The following is a 16,499-nucleotide window of genomic DNA, read 5'->3' as shown; positions in this document are numbered from 1 at the left end:
CCCCGGCAGGTACCTCTGAACGACGGCACCGTCGGTTCCCCCCAAGGCGGACGGAGTCGGCTGCTCCTGGGGCGCCCTCACTCCACATCAGTGTCATAGGAGCTCAGGGCCTGTTGAGCGGCCTCGGTGGCGTCGTGGGCAAGATCCGCAGGCTCGACGGCAATGAGGTGACGGCCCGCCGAGAGAACCAGTCCGATGAGCCAGGCCCGGTCGCGTCCTTCCACAACGACCTTGAGGCTGCCGTCCGCAGTCTCCTCCTGTGAGAGGCACGGGATCTGCTCTGCGAGCCAGCGGCCCGTCGGATGCAGGACCAGAGTGCCGCGAGGCCTGTCCTCCGCGGAACGACCGGCCTCGGGCTGGTTCCTTCGGCGCGAGGCGCGATGCCGCACAGACGGGGTGTCGAGCACCTCTGCCGCAGTGATCCGGTCCAGGCGGAAGCTGCGTTCGGCCTGGGCGCTGAGGCACCAGCCCACCAGGGTCATATGTGATCCATCACTTTCCAGGGTGATGGGATCGACGTCTCGCTCCGAGGGGGTGTCGGTGGCGGAGACATAGACCAGGTGGAGGCGGCGCCTGTCCTGCAGAGCGGAGCGCACCGTGGCCAGAATCCGGGACGCATGGCTGGAACGTCCGGCGTGTGCGGGCCCTGGGCCGGGGGTGGTGACGGTTCCCGGATCGACGCGGGTGTCGGAGTCCTCGGTGGGGGTGCCAGAGCTGAGCAGGGCGGTCACCGCCTGCTGGGTGGAGGCGATGACGGGTGCGGAGGCCTCGTCGTCGGCCAGGAGGTCGGCGAGCACCCTGAGCGCCATGAGCAGAGAGATCGCCTCCTGCCGGGTGAGGCGAACCGGGCGGTCCAGCCCCAGCGGTTCGGACAGGCGCAGGCGTCCGTCCTCGAAGTCCGCAGCGTCGAAGTCCACGAGGTCCCCGTGCATGCCGCCGGGCAAGCCGGAGATCCACAGCGTGTTGACGTCGCGCTCAATGACGGCCGGGGTGACGCCGAAGTGCTTGGCGGCCTCGGCAACGGTCACGCCGGGGTGTTCCGCGACCCAGGCGGGCAGGGCGAGCAGCCGCGTGAGCTGGTCGGAGGCGGACACGCGCGCCATCCTCACTCCCCCTCCGGTGCCGCGAGCCCGGCGGCGCCTTGCAGGTGGGACAGGACCGCCTGGCGCAAGGATTCGGGGGCGAGGACGACGACTGCGTCGCCAAGAGCGGCCACGGTTCCGGCGAAGGAGAAGGGATCCTCGTACTCGACGGCGATGAGATCACGGCCTTCCAGGTGCGCGGGCAGAGCAGGCAGTTCTGCCTGCGGGCGCTGAGCCGGATCGAGGTGGGCTCCGGCCAGACGCAGTCCTAGAGCACGCCCCGGCAGGGCGGCGAGCAGTGCGCGCCGGCGGCTGGGCTCCTTGGCGGGAAGCCGGGTGAAGGCTCCGGGGTTTCCGTGAACGGTGACTGGGCCGGTGATGCGAGCCAGCCGGAAGGTCCGCAGCCCGACGGCGGTTCCTTCCGGTTCCTCCGGTTGTCTGCTGGCGTCTGGGCTGTGGGCGCCTGCAGGCTCGACGGCGTCGAGGTACCAGGCCCCCTCGGCCAGGCGCAGGTGGTGCGGCTCGACAGTGCGGGCCCGGGTGCTGCCCGAGCGGGCCGAGACGTAGTCGAAGGTGACCAGGCGGAGCTCGTCGACCGCGGTGATGAGCTCCTCGGGGATCTCCTCACCGGACAGGTCCGCGGTGAGGACCGGCAGGCCGGCAGAGCCGCCCCTGGTCGGTCCCTCACTGACGGCACGCAGCTTGGTCAGGGCCCGCCGGGCCGTGGCGGGAAGGTCACCGTCGCGCCAGGCGGAGGCGGCCAGGCCCAGGCAGGCGGCCTGCTCGGCGCTCAGATGCAGCGGGGGAAGGGTGTAGTCCTCTTCGATGACCCGGTACCGGGGCTCCTCGGGGCGCCCGGTGGTGGTCACCTCGATACCGAGCTCGCGCAGCGTGTCCTTGTCCCGCTCGAACTTGCGGCGAGCCGAGAGCGGATTGGTGGAGGGGTCCGCCAAGCCGTATCCCGGCACACTGGCCACGAGCTCCTCGGCACTGAGACCGGTGGTGGTGTTGCGCAAGGTGAGCAGAAGGCTCACCAGGCGCTCCTCGGTGCTACGGGTCGGCTGGCTCACGGTGCCCCAGCCTAGGAGAGTCCGGTGGCCTGCGGCTGGTGGCGCGCGCGCCCGGATAGTCTGCCGCCATGATGTGGCGCGACGGCGTAGTGACCGGGACCAGGACGACATGGGGACCCGCGGGGCGATCCTGCGCCGAGCTGGACGTGGAGATCGTCGGAGCCCCAAATGGTGCGGACGGCCTGCTGCCCGGCCAGCGGATCCGCGCGGTCGCCTACGAGGCCCTCACCGGGCTGCCCGGCGCCGCCGAGCGGGTGAGGCTGGAGGTCTCAGCCCTCGACCGCGCCCTGGGCACGGGCGGGCACGCCATGGTCAGCTCTCGCCTGGACGTCCTGCCGCCTGACCCGCCGCGCGAGGGGCATCTCGTCAAGGCCCGCTACATGCCGGACCAGGTGATGGTCACCGGTGTCGACGAGCAGGGCACGGCCCACCACGGCCTGCTGTCCCAGCCGATCGGCAGCCTCCATCTGGAGGGGATGCCGGTGATGGTTGCCGACCTGCACTCGAGCCTGCCGGCGGTGCTCGCCGGGCTGCGCTCCCCCGACAGCCAGGAGCAGCCACGAGTCGCCTACATCATGACCGACGGCGGGGCCTTGCCCCTGGCCTACTCACGTGTCGTTGCCGCCCTGAGCCAGGCCGGGTGGCTGACCGGGACCATCACGGCCGGGCAGGCCTGGGGCGGTGACATTGAGGCGGTCAGCGTTCACAACGCGCTCCTGGCGGCCCGTCACGTCCTGCGCGCCGACGCCGCCATCGTCATCCAGGGGCCCGGGAACCTGGGCACCGAGACGCCCTGGGGCTTCTCCGGGGTAGCCTGCGGGGACGCGATCAACGCCATCGCCACGCTGGGCGGACACCCGGTGGCCTGCCTGCGTGTCTCTGACGCCGATGCCCGCGCCCGCCACCGGGGCGTGTCCCACCACTCGATGACGGCTTACGGGCGAGTCGCGCTGGCGGGGGCCGACGTCGTCGTCCCCGGCCTGGAGGGGCCGCTGGGGGTGCAGGTGCGTCGGGAGGCCGAGGCTCTGTGCGCGCCCCGGCCGGGCGCCGGGCAGCACCGACTCGTCGAGGTTCCCGCCGACGGGCTCCTGGAGCTGCTGCGGGCTGCAGAGGCGCAGACCGGGGTCAGGCTGTCCACCATGCGACGAGGTTTGGATGAGGACGCAGCCGCCTTCATCGCCGCAGCGGCGGCGGGTCGCCACGCGCGCCATATCCTTGACGAAGGAACGGCACATGGCTGATCGAGACGGCCGACTGGAGGCCGCAGCCCGCGGCGCAGCGCTGCCGACGACAGCGAGTCTGTCAGCGGCCTACGACTGGCAGGCCCGTCACCGCATGGTGCCGGGGCGAAGAGGCCGCTGGGCACACTACTCGATCCCGGTCGTGGATCTCGCCCTGGGGGCCGTCTTCCTCGCCTTCGCACTGGAGTCGGTCACCTTCATCCTGCGCTTCGGCGGCTATGCCATCTATGTTTCGGACTTCGCCCTGTGTCTGGCGTTGGCGCTGACGCAGTTCGGACGGTTGCGTCTCCTGCGTGTCTCCTTCATCGCGACCTACGCCCTGCTGGCGGCCTACGCGATCCTCGTGGTCCTCTCCCCCGTCAACCTCGGCCTCAACCCGATCATCGCCACGGCCATCACTAGTCTCTACACCGTCACCCGCTGGGAGCCCGACCGGCGCTGGGGCACGGCGGCACTCCTGCTGGCTCTGGCCGGCGCCCTGGTCAACCCCGTTACCCTCGCCTCCTATACCCCGCCCTACGAATCAGACGCCGACCCGACGACAGGCTCCGGCTGGGACGGAACCATCCTCCTGGTCAGAGCACTCTCCAGCCTGGTCTTCGTCGGTGCCGTGGTACTCACCTACCTGCTGGCCTCCTCCCGGCGCCGAATCGCCGAGAACCAGGCCCTCGACGTCGGCATCGCCGCGGCCCAGGCGGTTGCGGCCGAGCGCCTGAGCCTGGCCCGAGAACTCCACGACCTGGTGGGCCACAGCCTCACCACGATCAAGGTGCAGGCCGCCACCGGCCTGGCCCTGGGAGGCGAGGAACGGCTGCGCAGCACGCTGACCACGGTGCGTGACACGGCCGATGCCTCCCTGGCCTCCGTACGCCAGCTCGTCTCCGTGCTGCGCTCCGACGCCGGCGAGATCACTCCCCTGGCGGACCTGCGGACCATCCCGGCCCTCATCGAGACCACTCGCAGCTCGGGGAGCCGGATCAGCGCCGTGCTTCCCGAACCGGAGGTCCTGGAGCGGTGCAACTCGGCGTGGTCTGCGATACAACGCCTCACCCTCGTGCGTCTGGTAGGAGAGACCCTCACCAACGCCGTCAGGCACGGAACCGGCCAGATCGAGCTGAGCCTGACACTGTCGCAGGACTCCTGCCACCTTCACGTCGCCAACCCGGTGCCCGACGTCGCAGAGCACTCCCCCTTCGGTGGCAGCGGACTCGTCGGCCTCGAGGAGCGGCTCAGGCTCGTGGGCGGAACCATGACCCACGGCATCCACAACAACGGGGACCACAGCTTCTTCACCATTGATGTCGACTTCCCGGTGGCGCCGCTCGAGCTGCCCGCGAGCGCCATGACCGCCGGCGAGACAGAATCAGGAGACTGCAGATGACGACCAGGACAACCGGTGTTATCAGGGTGGCTGTTGTCGACGATCAGCCGCTGCTGGTCAGCGCCTTCAGTGCTCTCGTGGCCGCACAGCCCGACATGGAGGTGGTTCTGGAGGCCGTCAACGGGCGTCAGGCCGTCGAGGGTTTGACCGCTCGAGCCACCGGTACCCACGGAGGGGCCGACCTTGTGCTCATGGATCTGCGGATGCCGGTCCTGGACGGGGTCAGTGCCATTCGCGAGCTGCGTGCCTCACCGGCGACTGCCTCGTTGCGGGTTCTGGTCCTGACCACCTTCGATGATGAGGAGCTCGTCCTGGCCTCGCTGGGTGCCGGCGCCCACGGCTTCCTCCTCAAGGACGCCGAGCCGGCGACACTGCTGGAGGCGATCCGCGTCGTCGCCGGCGGAGGGTCCTGGCTGGATCCGGCCGTCACCGGAACCGTTCTGGCGCATCTTGATGCAGGTACCGGACCTGGTGCCCCGCCGTCGTTGGCCTCCCCGTCGGCACCGATCGATGGGGCTGTGCCCGTTGTGGGGGCGCCGTCGGGTCCCTACGAGGCGCTCACCGGTCGGGAGGACGCCGTACTCGCGTTGGTGTGCCAGGGGTTGAGTAACGCCAGTATCGGTGAGCGGCTCCATGTCGCCGAGTCGACAGTCAAGTCCCATGTCAAGACGATCCTGGGTAAGACGGGCTGCCACAACCGGGTCGAGCTCGTCATTTACGCCCTGACCACGGGACTCGTCCAGCCGCGGTAGCTCTCCTCCCCAGGGAGGAGACGGGAGTGTGGGAGCGGATGCGGACTGTATCCCTGGTGGGGATCCGTTGAGGTACTGGTGCGCACGAGCATGGAACCATGACAGCCACCGCAATATCATCACTTCCCCCCTCCCCCACCCACGCCGTCGGCCTGACGCCCGGTCTCAGGCTCGCCGGGATTTCCAAGTCATTTGGTCGCCAGAAGGTCCTCACCGATCTGGACCTGTCGGCCTATCCCGGCCGTGTCTACGGGCTGCTCGGTCTCAACGGGGCGGGCAAGTCGACCGCCTTCAACATCGCCCTGGGGCTGCTCACACCCGACGCCGGGCGTGTGGAAATCCAGGGGGCTCCCTTCTCCCGTCGCAGCCTGGCCCAGGTGGGGGCCTCCATTAACGGCCCCGCCCTTTTTCCCCAGCTGTCCGCGCGACGCAACCTGCTCGTCCACTGCCGTCTGACCGGTACCTCGCCGCAGGCCATCGCCCCGCTCCTGGAGCGTGTCGGGCTGGCTGGAGTCGGCAGAAAGCGTGCCGGCTCCTTCTCCACGGGCATGAAGGTGCGCCTGTCCCTGGCTATGGCACTTCTGACCGACCCGGAGGTCCTCATCCTCGACGAGCCCCAGAACGGACTGGATCCTCAGGGCATCATCGAGCTGCGCGATCTCGTACGGAACCTGGCCGACGAGGGACGCACCGTCGTCGTCTCCAGCCACCAGCTCGGGGAGATCGCCCGCATGAGTGACGACATCGGGGTCCTGGCGACCGGGCGCCTCGTCTACGAGGGGCCGCTGGCCGACTTCGCCGACGCCGACGACGAACGGGCCATGGAGGCGGCATTCCTAGCGGCAGTCACCGGAAGCGGACGCCCCGCCGGGACGGAGGTGCGCGCATGAGCACCGTTGTGCAGCCGCAGACCCGGGTGAAGGCACAGGGGACGGCAAAGGTGAGAGTAGGCCTGTGGGACCTGGTGCGCGCTGAGTTCACCCGCAGTCGGCGCACCTTCACCTGGGGCGTGATCGGGGCGACTCTCATCTTCACCGTTCACACCATCATCCTGGCGAACGCCTCAATCTCCTCAGGAGTGGTCACGGAGCTCCAGTGGAACGGCAATGCCCTGGCGTGGATGCACATGTATGCCGGGGGCTTCGCCGTGCCTCTGGGGCTGCTGACCGGGGCGATGGCCCAGTGGCGTGAGCAGCGGTGGCGTCAGGGTGGGACGGCATGGCGCGCCGTCGCGCCGCGCCGGGTGGCGGGTGCCCGCCTCGTGGTCCTGAGCCTGTCCGCGCTTGCCTGCCAGGTGGCGCTGGTCGCCCCGGTGGTGGGGCACGCCCTCATCGTCGGCAACGGCTGGGGGCCTTGGGACCGGTACCTGCTGTTCGCCACCTACATGTGGATCGTCGTCACTGGCGCCTGCGCCTGGGGCATGGCAGCCTTCCATGTGCTGCGAGTTGTTTCCGTAGGGGTCGCCCCTGTCCTCGGCTTCGTCTGGTCCGTGGCGGGCGTGGTCCAGGCCGAGCGGAGCAACTGGTGGATGCTCCCGTGGGCCTGGACGGCGAGGGTCCCGTTGCCCCTGCTGGGCGTTCACGGCAGCAGCGTGCTGCTCGAGGCGGACTCGCCGGTGTGGGGCTACCCGCTCCTGCCCGGGTTCTTGCTGACGATCGGCCTGACCCTGGCCGGCGTCGGACTGGCCGTACTCTGCGGGGCTTCCGGTGGTACCGGGTCCTCGGCGTCGTCGGTTTCCCGACTCAGCCGGCTGCTTCCTGGCGGAAGGGATGCCGCTGACGATCAGTCGGAGACCGTCTCGGTGCAGTCACCGGAGCAGGCCCCAGGCGCGCGACCCCGAAGCATCCCGATTCGTCGAGCCACGCCCACCACCCGTATGGCCCATGTTCCCGGGCCGCGCAGTGCCGTCCTGGCGATGGCCGGCGTTCTGCCCTGGATCGTGTGGGTGGTCCTGGCGGTCCTGCTGCTTGCCTTCCTGGGGATCCTCCACATCGTGTACCCACCCGGGTACGGGCAGAGCTTCCTCGAGCTCATGGGAGTGCCGGTTGCCGCAGCCCTCGTCGGCATCACGGTGTGGGGACGTCTCCAACCTGCCTGGCGTGCGCTCATCACCCGCCGAGGTGCCGGGGCCATCCTGACCTCAGTTGCGGTCCTGAGTGGGTTCTTCCTCATCCCGGTCCTGGGCGCCTCCTGGGGCATGACGGTCCTGGGCGACACATTGACCCGCACCGACCCGACCCTGCCGGCGGTGACCGGCCCGGTCTACGGGTTCATGGTGATGCCGGCCGTTGCCTTCATGATCGCGGCCGTCAGCCTGGCGGTGGCTCTGAGCACCCGGATCGTCGTGGCGATCGTCCTCAACATCATCCTTGTCATCATGGGGCTGCTCATCGGCGGTAACGAGGTCTTGGCGGCCACCTGGCTGTGGCGGCTGGCCCCTTGGGGCTGGATGAGTATCGCTCACCAGTTTCCCGAGCGTTGGCTGATGATCGTCGTCCTCAGCCTGCTCATCGGATCGGTGGCGATGGGGACAGCGGCCCTAGGTGCCCGGCGCGCCGCCATCCGGGACTGAGTGGGGGTGTTGTCGGTGTGCCGTGCGCCCTCGGTGTCACGGATGGCGACTTTTAGGGTGTCCGTCGGCTGGCGTGCCTGGGCCTGTAGGGCTCTGGCCTGTGCATACGTGTCAGGGCTCGACGGTCATCGACCAAGCGTGTTCTTAAAAGTCGCCGTTCGTGACACCGTTCGCCGGCCGAGCTGGTGGTCTGGGGTGCGGCCGCGTGTGCTGGGTGTGGGGGTTAGTGGCCTTGGGCTTCTTCTGCGTCGTCGGTGAGGTAGGTGACAATGCGGACCAGGTCGTAGGGGGTGGAGGTCTCGGTGGTGGTGATGGTGCCTTCGATGGGTCGCCACTGGTCCTCGCCGGTGGGGCGGTACCTGGTGGTCCAGGTGGTGGTCAGGGTGGTGGTGACGCCGGTGGCGGTGTGCTGGTAGTGGTGGGTGACGGTCTGGTGGGGGTAGGGGGCGCCGGGGTCGGTGGTGGTTGTGGTGGTGCCGTCTCCCCAGCCCCAGGTGTAGGAGGTGGGTGTGAACTCCACCTCGATGGAGGTGCCCAGGATGGTGGTGGTCTGGTGCTGGGGGCTGGGGTTGGTGTAGACGATGAAGGCCTTGGAGATGATGACCTTGGGGCCTGGTGGCTGGCGGGTGATGCCCGAGCCCGAGGCGATCAGGGTGGCGGCCTGGCGGGTGGTGACCGTGACCGTACGGCCACCACTGTCAGTGTTGGTGGGTTGGTCGGGCCCGCCGGGGCGGTTGAGGGTGGCCAGGTTGCACTTGTACTTGTCCAGCCCGTAGGCGTCCTTCTCCGGCGAGCACTCCCGATGCGACTGCTCCTCCCACATCGACGGATCCGAAGCCTGAACGGTTGGAGAACTGGATGAAGGGTCTCCTTCTCCTGACGATGGGGATTCGATGGTTACCTGCTTATCTCCGGTAAACTGAGTCGAGTCACCCGAGTTGTTTGCACCTAACTGAATATTAGTTCCCGAAGAGTCTTTACTATTTCCCTCATTGTCGCAACCAATGCCGAGAGCGGCAGCCTCGACCGAAACAAATAATGTCAACGATAAGATCAGATAGGCGGCAATAGAGGAAGGTGTATGGTTCATTGCAGTACTTCACCTTCCCGGATCGCCCAGCCCCCGTTGACGTACCTAATGGCGAAACGCACTTTCTGTCCTTCGGTGGGAGGTGCAACACTCTTTTCCCAACTTCCCCCAGAATAAGAGGTCATTTCTCCGTAGTTTATGGTTGCCTCGATTCGACTGTAATCATATCCTTCGAGTTTGTCGTAGTACCTGACGTTCGTGATGTCTTGGTCCCACTTATCAGCCCATCCTCCATCTTTGTGTAGTTGATTTGCTCGGTCGATCACTGATTTACAGAAGACGCATCCGTTCTCGCTCATGGAGTCAACCTCTTTGGTTTTCCCGGTCATGAAGGCGTAGCGGTAGAGGTCGAGGAAGTAGCCGACGCTGGCTGCTGCGCCCTCAGCGCTCTCCTCGTTCAGCTGCGGGGGCTTGGCCGGTGCGGGCTCGGACAGGGCCGCGTCGCGCTTGGCGCGCAGCTCAGGAGTCAGGGCGGCTTCGCGCGAAGCGGTCGCACTGGCGTTGGCATCCGCAATGCCCTTCTCGGCCCGAGCAATAGCCGCCGACGCGCTGGCACTGGCGCTCGCGCTGGCCTCAGCCTTGGCGTCCCTCACCGAGCAGGCCGCCACCCCCAGCGCCAGCACACACACCACCGCCAGTCCGGCCACACCCCTCCAACGCCCAAGACGAGCCCCTGGCCGCCGACCGCGCCCCAACAGCACCGGCCTGCTCAACCACTCCGGCCCGACCGCCATCCGGGCCCGCTCCGCAGACTCACTGACGCCATGACAGTTCAGGTGGCCGCCATTGCCATGCGTACCAGTGCCCCGCTGCGACACTCTCCACCGGCCCGGACCGGGAACTGGCTGCCGCGTACCCACGGGCGCAGCAGATCGTAGGGACGCACTCATCACGGAAGCCTCCTCGCCACCGAAACAACTCGTACCCCGCCAGGTCGGGCGACACTGCCCGTCCAGACGGTGTATTGACACTACCCGCCCCAACACCCCCACACCAGCCCCCAAGGACACCCTGTGGAAAACCTCAGGGTGGGACGGCCTCAAGCCCCTCACAAGGGGCAGCAGACTTCGCGTAGTTGCCGATCGTCGGGCTCATCCCGAGCATCTGGCCGGTGGCGATGAGGTCAGCCGCCCCGGGCAGCCAGAGACGCCTCCATCCGGGATTGAATCAATCTGCGGCAGCTGGTCTCTGCGGCCATAGAGGCCTGCCGTCGCCTCGGGGCAAAACGTCACTCGGAGATGGCTGCCTGCGTCACCGGCACCGAGCGCTGCGAGCCGGCCCGGTTCTACCGAGGTCATGGGACAACGGTCGGTCAGTGTCTCACCGGCTTTCCGATAGCCTAGGCCCATGAAGACCTTTGAGGACCTTTTCGACGAGCTGCAGCACAAGGCGGCCACCCGCCCCGAGGGCTCCGGGACCGTGGAGGAACTGGACCGCGGAGTCCACTTCATCGGCAAGAAGCTCGTGGAGGAGGCCGCCGAGGCCTGGATGGCCTGCGAGCACGAGTCCGATGAGGCCGCCTGCGAGGAGATCAGCCAGCTGCTCTACCACGCCCAGGTCATGATGGTCGCCAAGGGCTACAGCCTTCAGGACGTCTACCGCTACCTGTAGTCCCCGCCCCCTCACGCCTCCTACTCGACTCCCCCACCACAGATCAGGAACCGCCGTGCTGCGTATCGCTGTCCCGAACAAGGGCTCCTTGTCCGACCCCGCCATCACCATGCTCTCCGAGGCGGGCTACCGCACCCGCCGTACCGGCCGTGAGCTCGTGCTCGTCGACGAGGCCAACGACGTCGAGCTGTTCTTCCTGCGGCCACGCGACATCGCCGTCTATGTCGGCCAGGGCACCGTCCACGCCGGCATCACCGGCCGCGACCTGCTCCTGGACTCCGGGGTCGATGCCGTCGAGCACCTGCCTCTGGGTTTCGCCCGCTCCACCTTCCGCTTCGCCGCCCCCAAGGGCACGATGAGCTCCCTGGCCGACGTCGCCGGGCGCCGGGTGGCCACCTCCTACGACGTCCTGGTGCGCAGCTACCTGGCTGCTCGAGGTGTGGATGCCCAGACCGTTCACCTCGACGGCGCTGTGGAGTCCTCCGTCCAGCTGGGCGTGGCCGACCTCATCGCCGACGTCGTCGAGACCGGCACGACGCTGCGGGCCGCCGGCCTGGAAACCTTCGGGGATCCGATCCTTGTCAGCGAGGCCGTGCTCATCACCACCGAGCAGTTCCGCGCAGAGCCCGGGCTGGCCACGCTCGTGCGGCGGCTGGAAGGGGTACTGCGTGCCCGCGCCTACGTGCTCGTCGACTACGACATCCCCATGAACAAGCTGCACCTGGCGACAGCCCTCACCCCGGGCATCGAGTCCCCCACCGTTTCCCCGCTGCAGAACCCCGACTGGGTGGCGGTGCGTGCCATGGTCCCGCGAGCCGACATGAACCGGGTCATGGACGAGCTCTACGAGGTCGGGGCGCGCGCCATCCTCGTCTCCTCGCTGCTGGCCTGTCGGCTGTAGACGCCTTACCCCGGTGACGTTTCCGGGGCGGACGCCCTGGCCCACTCCCCTGCGCTCTACTGCCCCAGGGGCTCGCAGATGTCGGCGGCCTTGGGTGTCTTCTTGTCGCCCAGGATCTTGTGGGAGGCGAGGAACTCGATCATCGGTGTGAAGTCGTCGACCCGCACTGAGCCGACGGCCGCCTTGCCCTCCCCGCTGACCAGCTTGCCCGTGGCCACGGCGACCTCGCGGGCGTTGGCGGCCTGAGTGGAGTCAACCAGGTCCTGCACGTACTCCTTGGTCGCCTCGACCGCGGCGTCAGGATCCTTGACGAACGCGGTCATGCCCTCCACTGAGGCCTTGACCGCCGCCTGAAGGTCCTCACGCCTGGAGTCCAACAGCTTGCGGGTCGTCACCAGGGAGACGCCGATGAGGGGGATCGACTCGGACGGCTGGATCGTGCGCACCGCGGTGCCGGCCTGCTTGATCTGCACGGCGTCGTTGTTGGAGAAGCCGACGACGGCGTCAACCTTGCCACCCACGAGCGCAGCCTGCTGGGTGTAGCCGATGTCCTGGATCGTCAGGTCGGACTCGCTCAGGGAGGCGGTGTCCATGGCCAGTTGGAGGGCGTACCAGGTCTCCCCCTTGCGTCCCGGCGTGCCGACGGTCTTGCCCTTGAGGTCCGCGGGTGTCTTGATTGGCGAGCTCTCCGGCACGATGAGGCAGGCCGGATAGGACTGGTAGTAGCCGCCGACGACGACAAGATCAGACCCGTTGGAGGCGGCGACGACGGCCTCATCGGCTCCCGCCACGACAAGCTGCTCCTTTCCGCTCAGAAGAGCATCGAAGAGCCCCTCCTGGGCCCCGTGATGACGCAGGCTCACCCCGGAGGCGTACTTGCTGTTCTTTTTGGCCATGTAGATGGGGGCGAACTGGATGTTGGGCGTGTAGGTCAGGCCGATCGTCAGTGGGCTGCTTGACTGTGAGGAGCAGGCGGCGAGCACGCCGGTTCCGCTCAGGACGAGACCACTGGCGAGCAGGTGGCGGCGCGAGAGGGGCATGAGTGTTTCCTTTCCAGGGGGATCAGGGCAGGGCGATGGGAGCGAGGGCGCGATGGTCGGGCAGCTCAGCCGGCACGCCGGCCACGCAGGGCGTCCACCGTGCGGCTGCGCTGCTCGAGCTCGTGGAGCGCCCAGTGGATGGTGGTGGCCAGAATGCACAGGAGGGCAATGGTGGAGAACATGCCCGTGGTGTCCACCTTGTCGCGCTGCGTGGACAACAGCATTCCCAGGCCGTCACCGCCCATGATCATCTCTCCGACGACCGCGCCGGTGATCGACAGGGTGAACCCTGTGCGCAGTCCGGTGTAGATCGCCGGAAGCGTCATGGGCAGCTCCATGTGCACGAGCATGCTCAGCCCGTACGCGCCGTCGAGCCGGGCGGCGTCGATGATGTCCGTGTCCAGGCCCCGCAGCCCCAGAAGCACGGTGATCGTGATGGGGAAGAACACCATGAAGGCGCACAGAATCACCACCGGCAGAGTGCCGTAGCCGATCCACAGGACGAGGAGCGGGGCTAAGGCGATACCGGGAACCGCCTGGCTCGCAGCGACATAGGGCAGCACCGCCCGGGAGAAGAACCGCCAGTGGTGCAGTACCCAGGCCAGTGGCAGCGCAAAGGCCGCGGCCAGCAGACAGCCCAGGAGCGCCTCCTTGAGCGTCACCCCGGCGTAGGCGGCCAGTCCTGCCTGGGTCAGGCCCAGCCACATCCGCGTGATGACGGCCAGCGGACTGGGCAGGAAGATGGCCGGAACGGCGCCTGAGGCCGCGGCGGCCTGCCACGCGACGAGCAGAGTAGCGCCGAGAAGGAACGCCGGCCACGGGCCGTGGCGGCCTGCAGTACGGATAGGAGGCTGACGATGAAGCGGCGGCGTCTGCGGCGGCTCTAAGACGGACCCCGCCGGCGAGGGCGCTGGCGAGCCTGAGGACGTCACCGGCTCGTGGGCATCGCGGGATACTGCGGTGGGGGAAGCGTAGGAGCGTGCGGCCTTGCCGATGGGGCTGGGGCTGTACACGGCGGTGTCCTCCCGGATCGTTCCGGGAACGGGTGCTCCCGGCTGCACCGGGGTCCGCCTGTGTGCCGTCGGTCGGCGCACACACGTGCTGGGCGCTCGCCCGGTTCACCTCCCGGTGAGCTCACGGCTGTCCGTGAGCTTGGGACGTTGTCTCGAGCTGCGGGTCTCCCCGCTGAGCGCCACGCGCATCCTCCCCTCCGGACTTTCACCGTCGGTGCCGGGATTCCACCGGCTCAGCCGCTGCATCCATGGCCGCCTCAAGCGGCTGCGGTGCGAGCGGGTCGCGGACTGTGACCGCCGGTTCGGACTTTCACCGACCCCGGAGCACGTTGCTGGCCGCAAGGATACAACGTTGATCGCTACGGGGCCACTGCCGCTGCGGTGACCATCGTTCTGGGTCACCACAGCAGTCGTGGACCGCTCAAGGCGCCATGATGATCCACAGCGCCGCGAGCAATGGTGTGGGCCGGCTACGCCCGTGAGGCCGCAACGGCGGCGTCGAACTCCTCGGAGATCTCCTTGGAGGGCTGACTTGCGAGAGATACGGCCACGGCCACAGCGAGGTTGCTCAGGAATCCGGGCACGATCTCGTAGAGGTCGAAGATGCCGCCCGGGCCACCGGAGACGTTCCCCCAGATCATGACGACGACGGCCCCGGTGATCATTCCGGCGAAGGCTCCCATGGCGCTCAAGCGCTTCCAGTACAGGGACAGCAGAATGGTGGGGCCGAAGGAGGCGCCGAAGCCGGCCCAGGCGAAGGCCACGAGGTCGAGGATCGTTTTACTGGGGTTCCAGGCCATGACCGCCGCGACCAGGGCGATGGCGAAGACTGCCATGCGCGAGTAGAGCACCATGCGGTTGCCACTGATCTTCTCCTCCCGGGTGCGGGCGAAGGAGCCGTACAGGTCCTCGATGAGCGCTGAGGAGGTCACGAGCAGCTGGGAGGAGATCGTCGACATGATGGCGGCCAGAATGGCAGCCAGCATGAAACCAGCGACCAACGGGTGGAAGAGCAACTTGCCCAGTGTGATGAAGACGGTTTCCGGGTCGGCCAGCTGCTTCTTGTCGTGCTGGTAGGTGGCCACGCCCACGATCGCGGTGCCGGCTGCACCGAGCACGGCGAAGAGCATCCAGCCGATTCCGATGGTGCCTCCGGCCACGGCCTCCCGGGGGCTGCGGATGGCCATGAACCGGACGATGATGTGCGGCTGACCGAAGTAGCCCAGGCCCCAGGCCAGTGCCGAGATGACGCCAAGCAGCGTCGTCGTCGGCCCCCAGATGACCCAGTAGTGAGGGTCGACCTCGGCGATGGCCTGCCTCAGGTTGGACAGTCCCCCGAGCCGAATGACACCCGCGACGGGCACCATGACCAGGGCGGTCACCATCATGACTCCCTGCACGAAGTCGGTGTAGGACACGGCCAGGAACCCGCCGATCAGCGTGTAGACCACGGTGATGGCGGCGACGATGACCATGCCGAGGCGATAGTCCATTCCGAAGGAGGACTCGAAGAAACGGCCGCCGGCGACCATGCCGGAGGAAACGTAGAAGGTGAAGTAGACCAGAATGATGAGGCCACTGGACCAGCGCAGCAACCGATGCGTGTCGTGGAGTCGGTTGTCCAGGAAGCTGGGAACGGTGATCGAGTTGTTGGCGACCTCGGTGTAGGCGCGCAGACGCGGGGCCACCAGCAGCCAGTTGGCCAGGGCTCCGACCGTCAGTCCGACGGCGATCCATCCCTCGACCAGTCCACTGACGTACAGGGTTCCCGGCAGTCCCATCAGCAGCCACCCCGACATGTCCGAGGCTCCCGCCGACAGTGCTGCCACCCAAGGATTGAGGTCGCGGTCGGCGAGCATGTAATCGTCGAAGTTGTCCGTTCGCAGATAGGCCCAGCCCCCGATGGCGAGCATGGCCACGAAGTAGACGATCATCGCGATGGCTTGATAGGTAGTGGCAGTCATCTATATGTCCTCACGTCAGTCAGAGGGGAGATATACCGCTGCAGCCGTTGGAGAAAGGACTCCTGGAGTCTCGTGAGTGATCCGGATCGGCGCACGCGGCATATCGCGGCTCGTCGTTGATGTTCCTGATGGCGCGACCATGAGTGACAGATCAAGCACTACGGATGATGTGCAAATCCGTACGTGACATGACGGGCAGCAGTGACCGCTCACTGGATCATGGTCAAGGTTTCCTCACCGGTCCTTCTGTGTGGGCACGACTCAACGCACGTGAAGGACGATGGCCGCGGCGTAGTCACCGTCATGGCTCATGGAAACCGGCCAACACCCTGGGGTTGATACCTCCTCTCCGAGGCTGCGCTCAACAGCGTGGGCAACGGTGCCGCTCAGGCGCAAAGAAGGCCGGCCCCACCGATCGGTGACAACCTCGATCTCACGCCAGTCGACGTCCTCGGCCAGGATAACCGGAGAGGTACTCGTTCCGCGACATTTTGCGCACAGAACGTGTGCCTGGCTCCAGGCCTTGATGAAGGACTCCTTGGCCGCCCACCGCGCTGCCAGGTGCTGGGCCGGGTTGGTTCCCCTCTCCTCCGAACGATTTCGGGCCTCTCGGCGCTCGCGCGCCGTGAAGGCGCGTTGTGCGAAGACGCTGCCGGGCTGCTCGAGCTGGGCGGAGAAACCCGGAATGTGCACCAGGTCCGTACCCACTGACAGAACAGCGGAACCGGGGGGAGTCTGCGGAGTATCTGGAAGCCGTGGTTCCGCCATCACCGAACTCCAGA

Annotated in this window: 15 protein-coding genes and 1 riboswitch; of the genes, 7 read left to right on the top strand and 8 right to left on the bottom strand. The window is 67.5% G+C overall.

Going from position 1 to position 16,499, the window contains the following annotated elements:
• Positions 1 to 77: 77 nt before the first annotated feature.
• Positions 78 to 1,103, bottom strand: coding sequence for a helix-turn-helix transcriptional regulator (locus FK267_RS08765; protein WP_141406959.1), 1,026 nt, complete (start codon positions 1,101 to 1,103; stop codon positions 78 to 80).
• Between the two features lie 2 nt (positions 1,104 to 1,105).
• Positions 1,106 to 2,152, bottom strand: a complete 1,047-nt coding sequence (locus FK267_RS08760) for a helix-turn-helix transcriptional regulator (RefSeq protein ID WP_198498153.1) — start codon at positions 2,150 to 2,152, stop codon at positions 1,106 to 1,108.
• A 68-nt stretch (positions 2,153 to 2,220) separates the two neighbouring features.
• Here FK267_RS08760 and FK267_RS08755 point away from each other — a divergent pair, with 68 nt between their 5' ends.
• From FK267_RS08755 to FK267_RS08735, 5 genes are all read left to right on the top strand, one after another.
• Positions 2,221 to 3,393, top strand: coding sequence for a DUF3866 family protein (locus FK267_RS08755; RefSeq protein ID WP_141406957.1), 1,173 nt, complete (start codon positions 2,221 to 2,223; stop codon positions 3,391 to 3,393).
• Complete coding sequence (locus FK267_RS08750) at positions 3,386 to 4,774, top strand: sensor histidine kinase (RefSeq protein WP_141406956.1); 1,389 nt, start codon at positions 3,386 to 3,388, stop codon at positions 4,772 to 4,774. Before FK267_RS08755 ends, FK267_RS08750 begins: the two co-directional genes overlap by 8 nt.
• Positions 4,771 to 5,526, top strand: a complete 756-nt coding sequence (locus FK267_RS08745; RefSeq protein WP_141406955.1) for a response regulator — start codon at positions 4,771 to 4,773, stop codon at positions 5,524 to 5,526. Before FK267_RS08750 ends, FK267_RS08745 begins: the two co-directional genes overlap by 4 nt.
• 98 nt (positions 5,527 to 5,624) lie before the next feature.
• A complete protein-coding gene (locus tag FK267_RS08740) occupies positions 5,625 to 6,416 on the top strand; it encodes an ABC transporter ATP-binding protein (RefSeq protein WP_141406954.1) in 792 nt (263 codons plus the stop codon).
• Positions 6,413 to 8,098, top strand: coding sequence for an ABC-2 family transporter permease (locus FK267_RS08735; protein WP_141406953.1), 1,686 nt, complete (start codon positions 6,413 to 6,415; stop codon positions 8,096 to 8,098). The genes FK267_RS08740 and FK267_RS08735 overlap by 4 nt, the downstream gene beginning before the upstream one ends.
• 223 nt (positions 8,099 to 8,321) lie before the next feature.
• On the opposite strand, the gene FK267_RS08730 is transcribed toward FK267_RS08735, so the two are convergent.
• Together FK267_RS08730 and FK267_RS08725 are read right to left on the bottom strand one after the other, a co-directional pair.
• A complete protein-coding gene (locus tag FK267_RS08730; RefSeq protein ID WP_141406952.1) occupies positions 8,322 to 8,921 on the bottom strand; it encodes a zinc transporter in 600 nt (199 codons plus the stop codon).
• 263 nt (positions 8,922 to 9,184) lie between these two features.
• Positions 9,185 to 9,835 carry a DUF6318 family protein gene (locus FK267_RS08725; protein WP_141406951.1) on the bottom strand — a complete coding sequence of 217 codons (651 nt, stop codon included), beginning with the start codon at positions 9,833 to 9,835 and terminating at the stop codon, positions 9,185 to 9,187.
• A gap of 700 nt (positions 9,836 to 10,535) precedes the next feature.
• Between FK267_RS08725 and FK267_RS08720 the strand changes: the two genes are divergently transcribed.
• Together FK267_RS08720 and hisG are read left to right on the top strand one after the other, a co-directional pair.
• Positions 10,536 to 10,799 (top strand): phosphoribosyl-ATP diphosphatase, encoded by a 264-nt coding sequence (locus tag FK267_RS08720; RefSeq protein ID WP_010615230.1) that lies wholly within the window; start codon positions 10,536 to 10,538, stop codon positions 10,797 to 10,799.
• Between the two features lie 55 nt (positions 10,800 to 10,854).
• Positions 10,855 to 11,700 (top strand): ATP phosphoribosyltransferase, encoded by an 846-nt coding sequence (hisG, locus tag FK267_RS08715; protein WP_009406030.1) that lies wholly within the window; start codon positions 10,855 to 10,857, stop codon positions 11,698 to 11,700.
• A gap of 56 nt (positions 11,701 to 11,756) precedes the next feature.
• Here hisG and FK267_RS08710 read toward each other — a convergent pair whose 3' ends face one another.
• The 4 genes from FK267_RS08710 to acpS form a co-directional block, all read right to left on the bottom strand.
• On the bottom strand, positions 11,757 to 12,740 hold the full coding sequence (locus FK267_RS08710; protein ID WP_141406950.1) for an ABC transporter substrate-binding protein: 984 nt from the start codon (positions 12,738 to 12,740) through the stop codon (positions 11,757 to 11,759).
• 65 nt (positions 12,741 to 12,805) lie between these two features.
• On the bottom strand, positions 12,806 to 13,801 hold the full coding sequence (locus FK267_RS08705; protein ID WP_065362703.1) for an ABC transporter permease: 996 nt from the start codon (positions 13,799 to 13,801) through the stop codon (positions 12,806 to 12,808).
• Between the two features lie 133 nt (positions 13,802 to 13,934).
• A riboswitch (FMN riboswitch) is annotated at positions 13,935 to 14,085 on the bottom strand.
• A 138-nt stretch (positions 14,086 to 14,223) separates the two neighbouring features.
• A complete protein-coding gene (gene putP, locus FK267_RS08700; RefSeq protein ID WP_141406949.1) occupies positions 14,224 to 15,717 on the bottom strand; it encodes a sodium/proline symporter PutP in 1,494 nt (497 codons plus the stop codon).
• 261 nt (positions 15,718 to 15,978) lie between these two features.
• Entirely contained in the window at positions 15,979 to 16,485 is a 507-nt protein-coding gene (gene acpS / locus FK267_RS08695) for a holo-ACP synthase AcpS (RefSeq protein ID WP_141406948.1), read from the bottom strand.
• Positions 16,486 to 16,499: the final 14 nt, after the last annotated feature.

The sequence above is a fragment of the Actinomyces oris genome, from assembly GCF_006546825.1.
Lineage (GTDB): Bacteria > Actinomycetota > Actinomycetes > Actinomycetales > Actinomycetaceae > Actinomyces > Actinomyces oris.
Note: the sequence above shows the minus strand (reverse complement) of the source record. Positions and strands in the feature narration are given on the sequence as shown.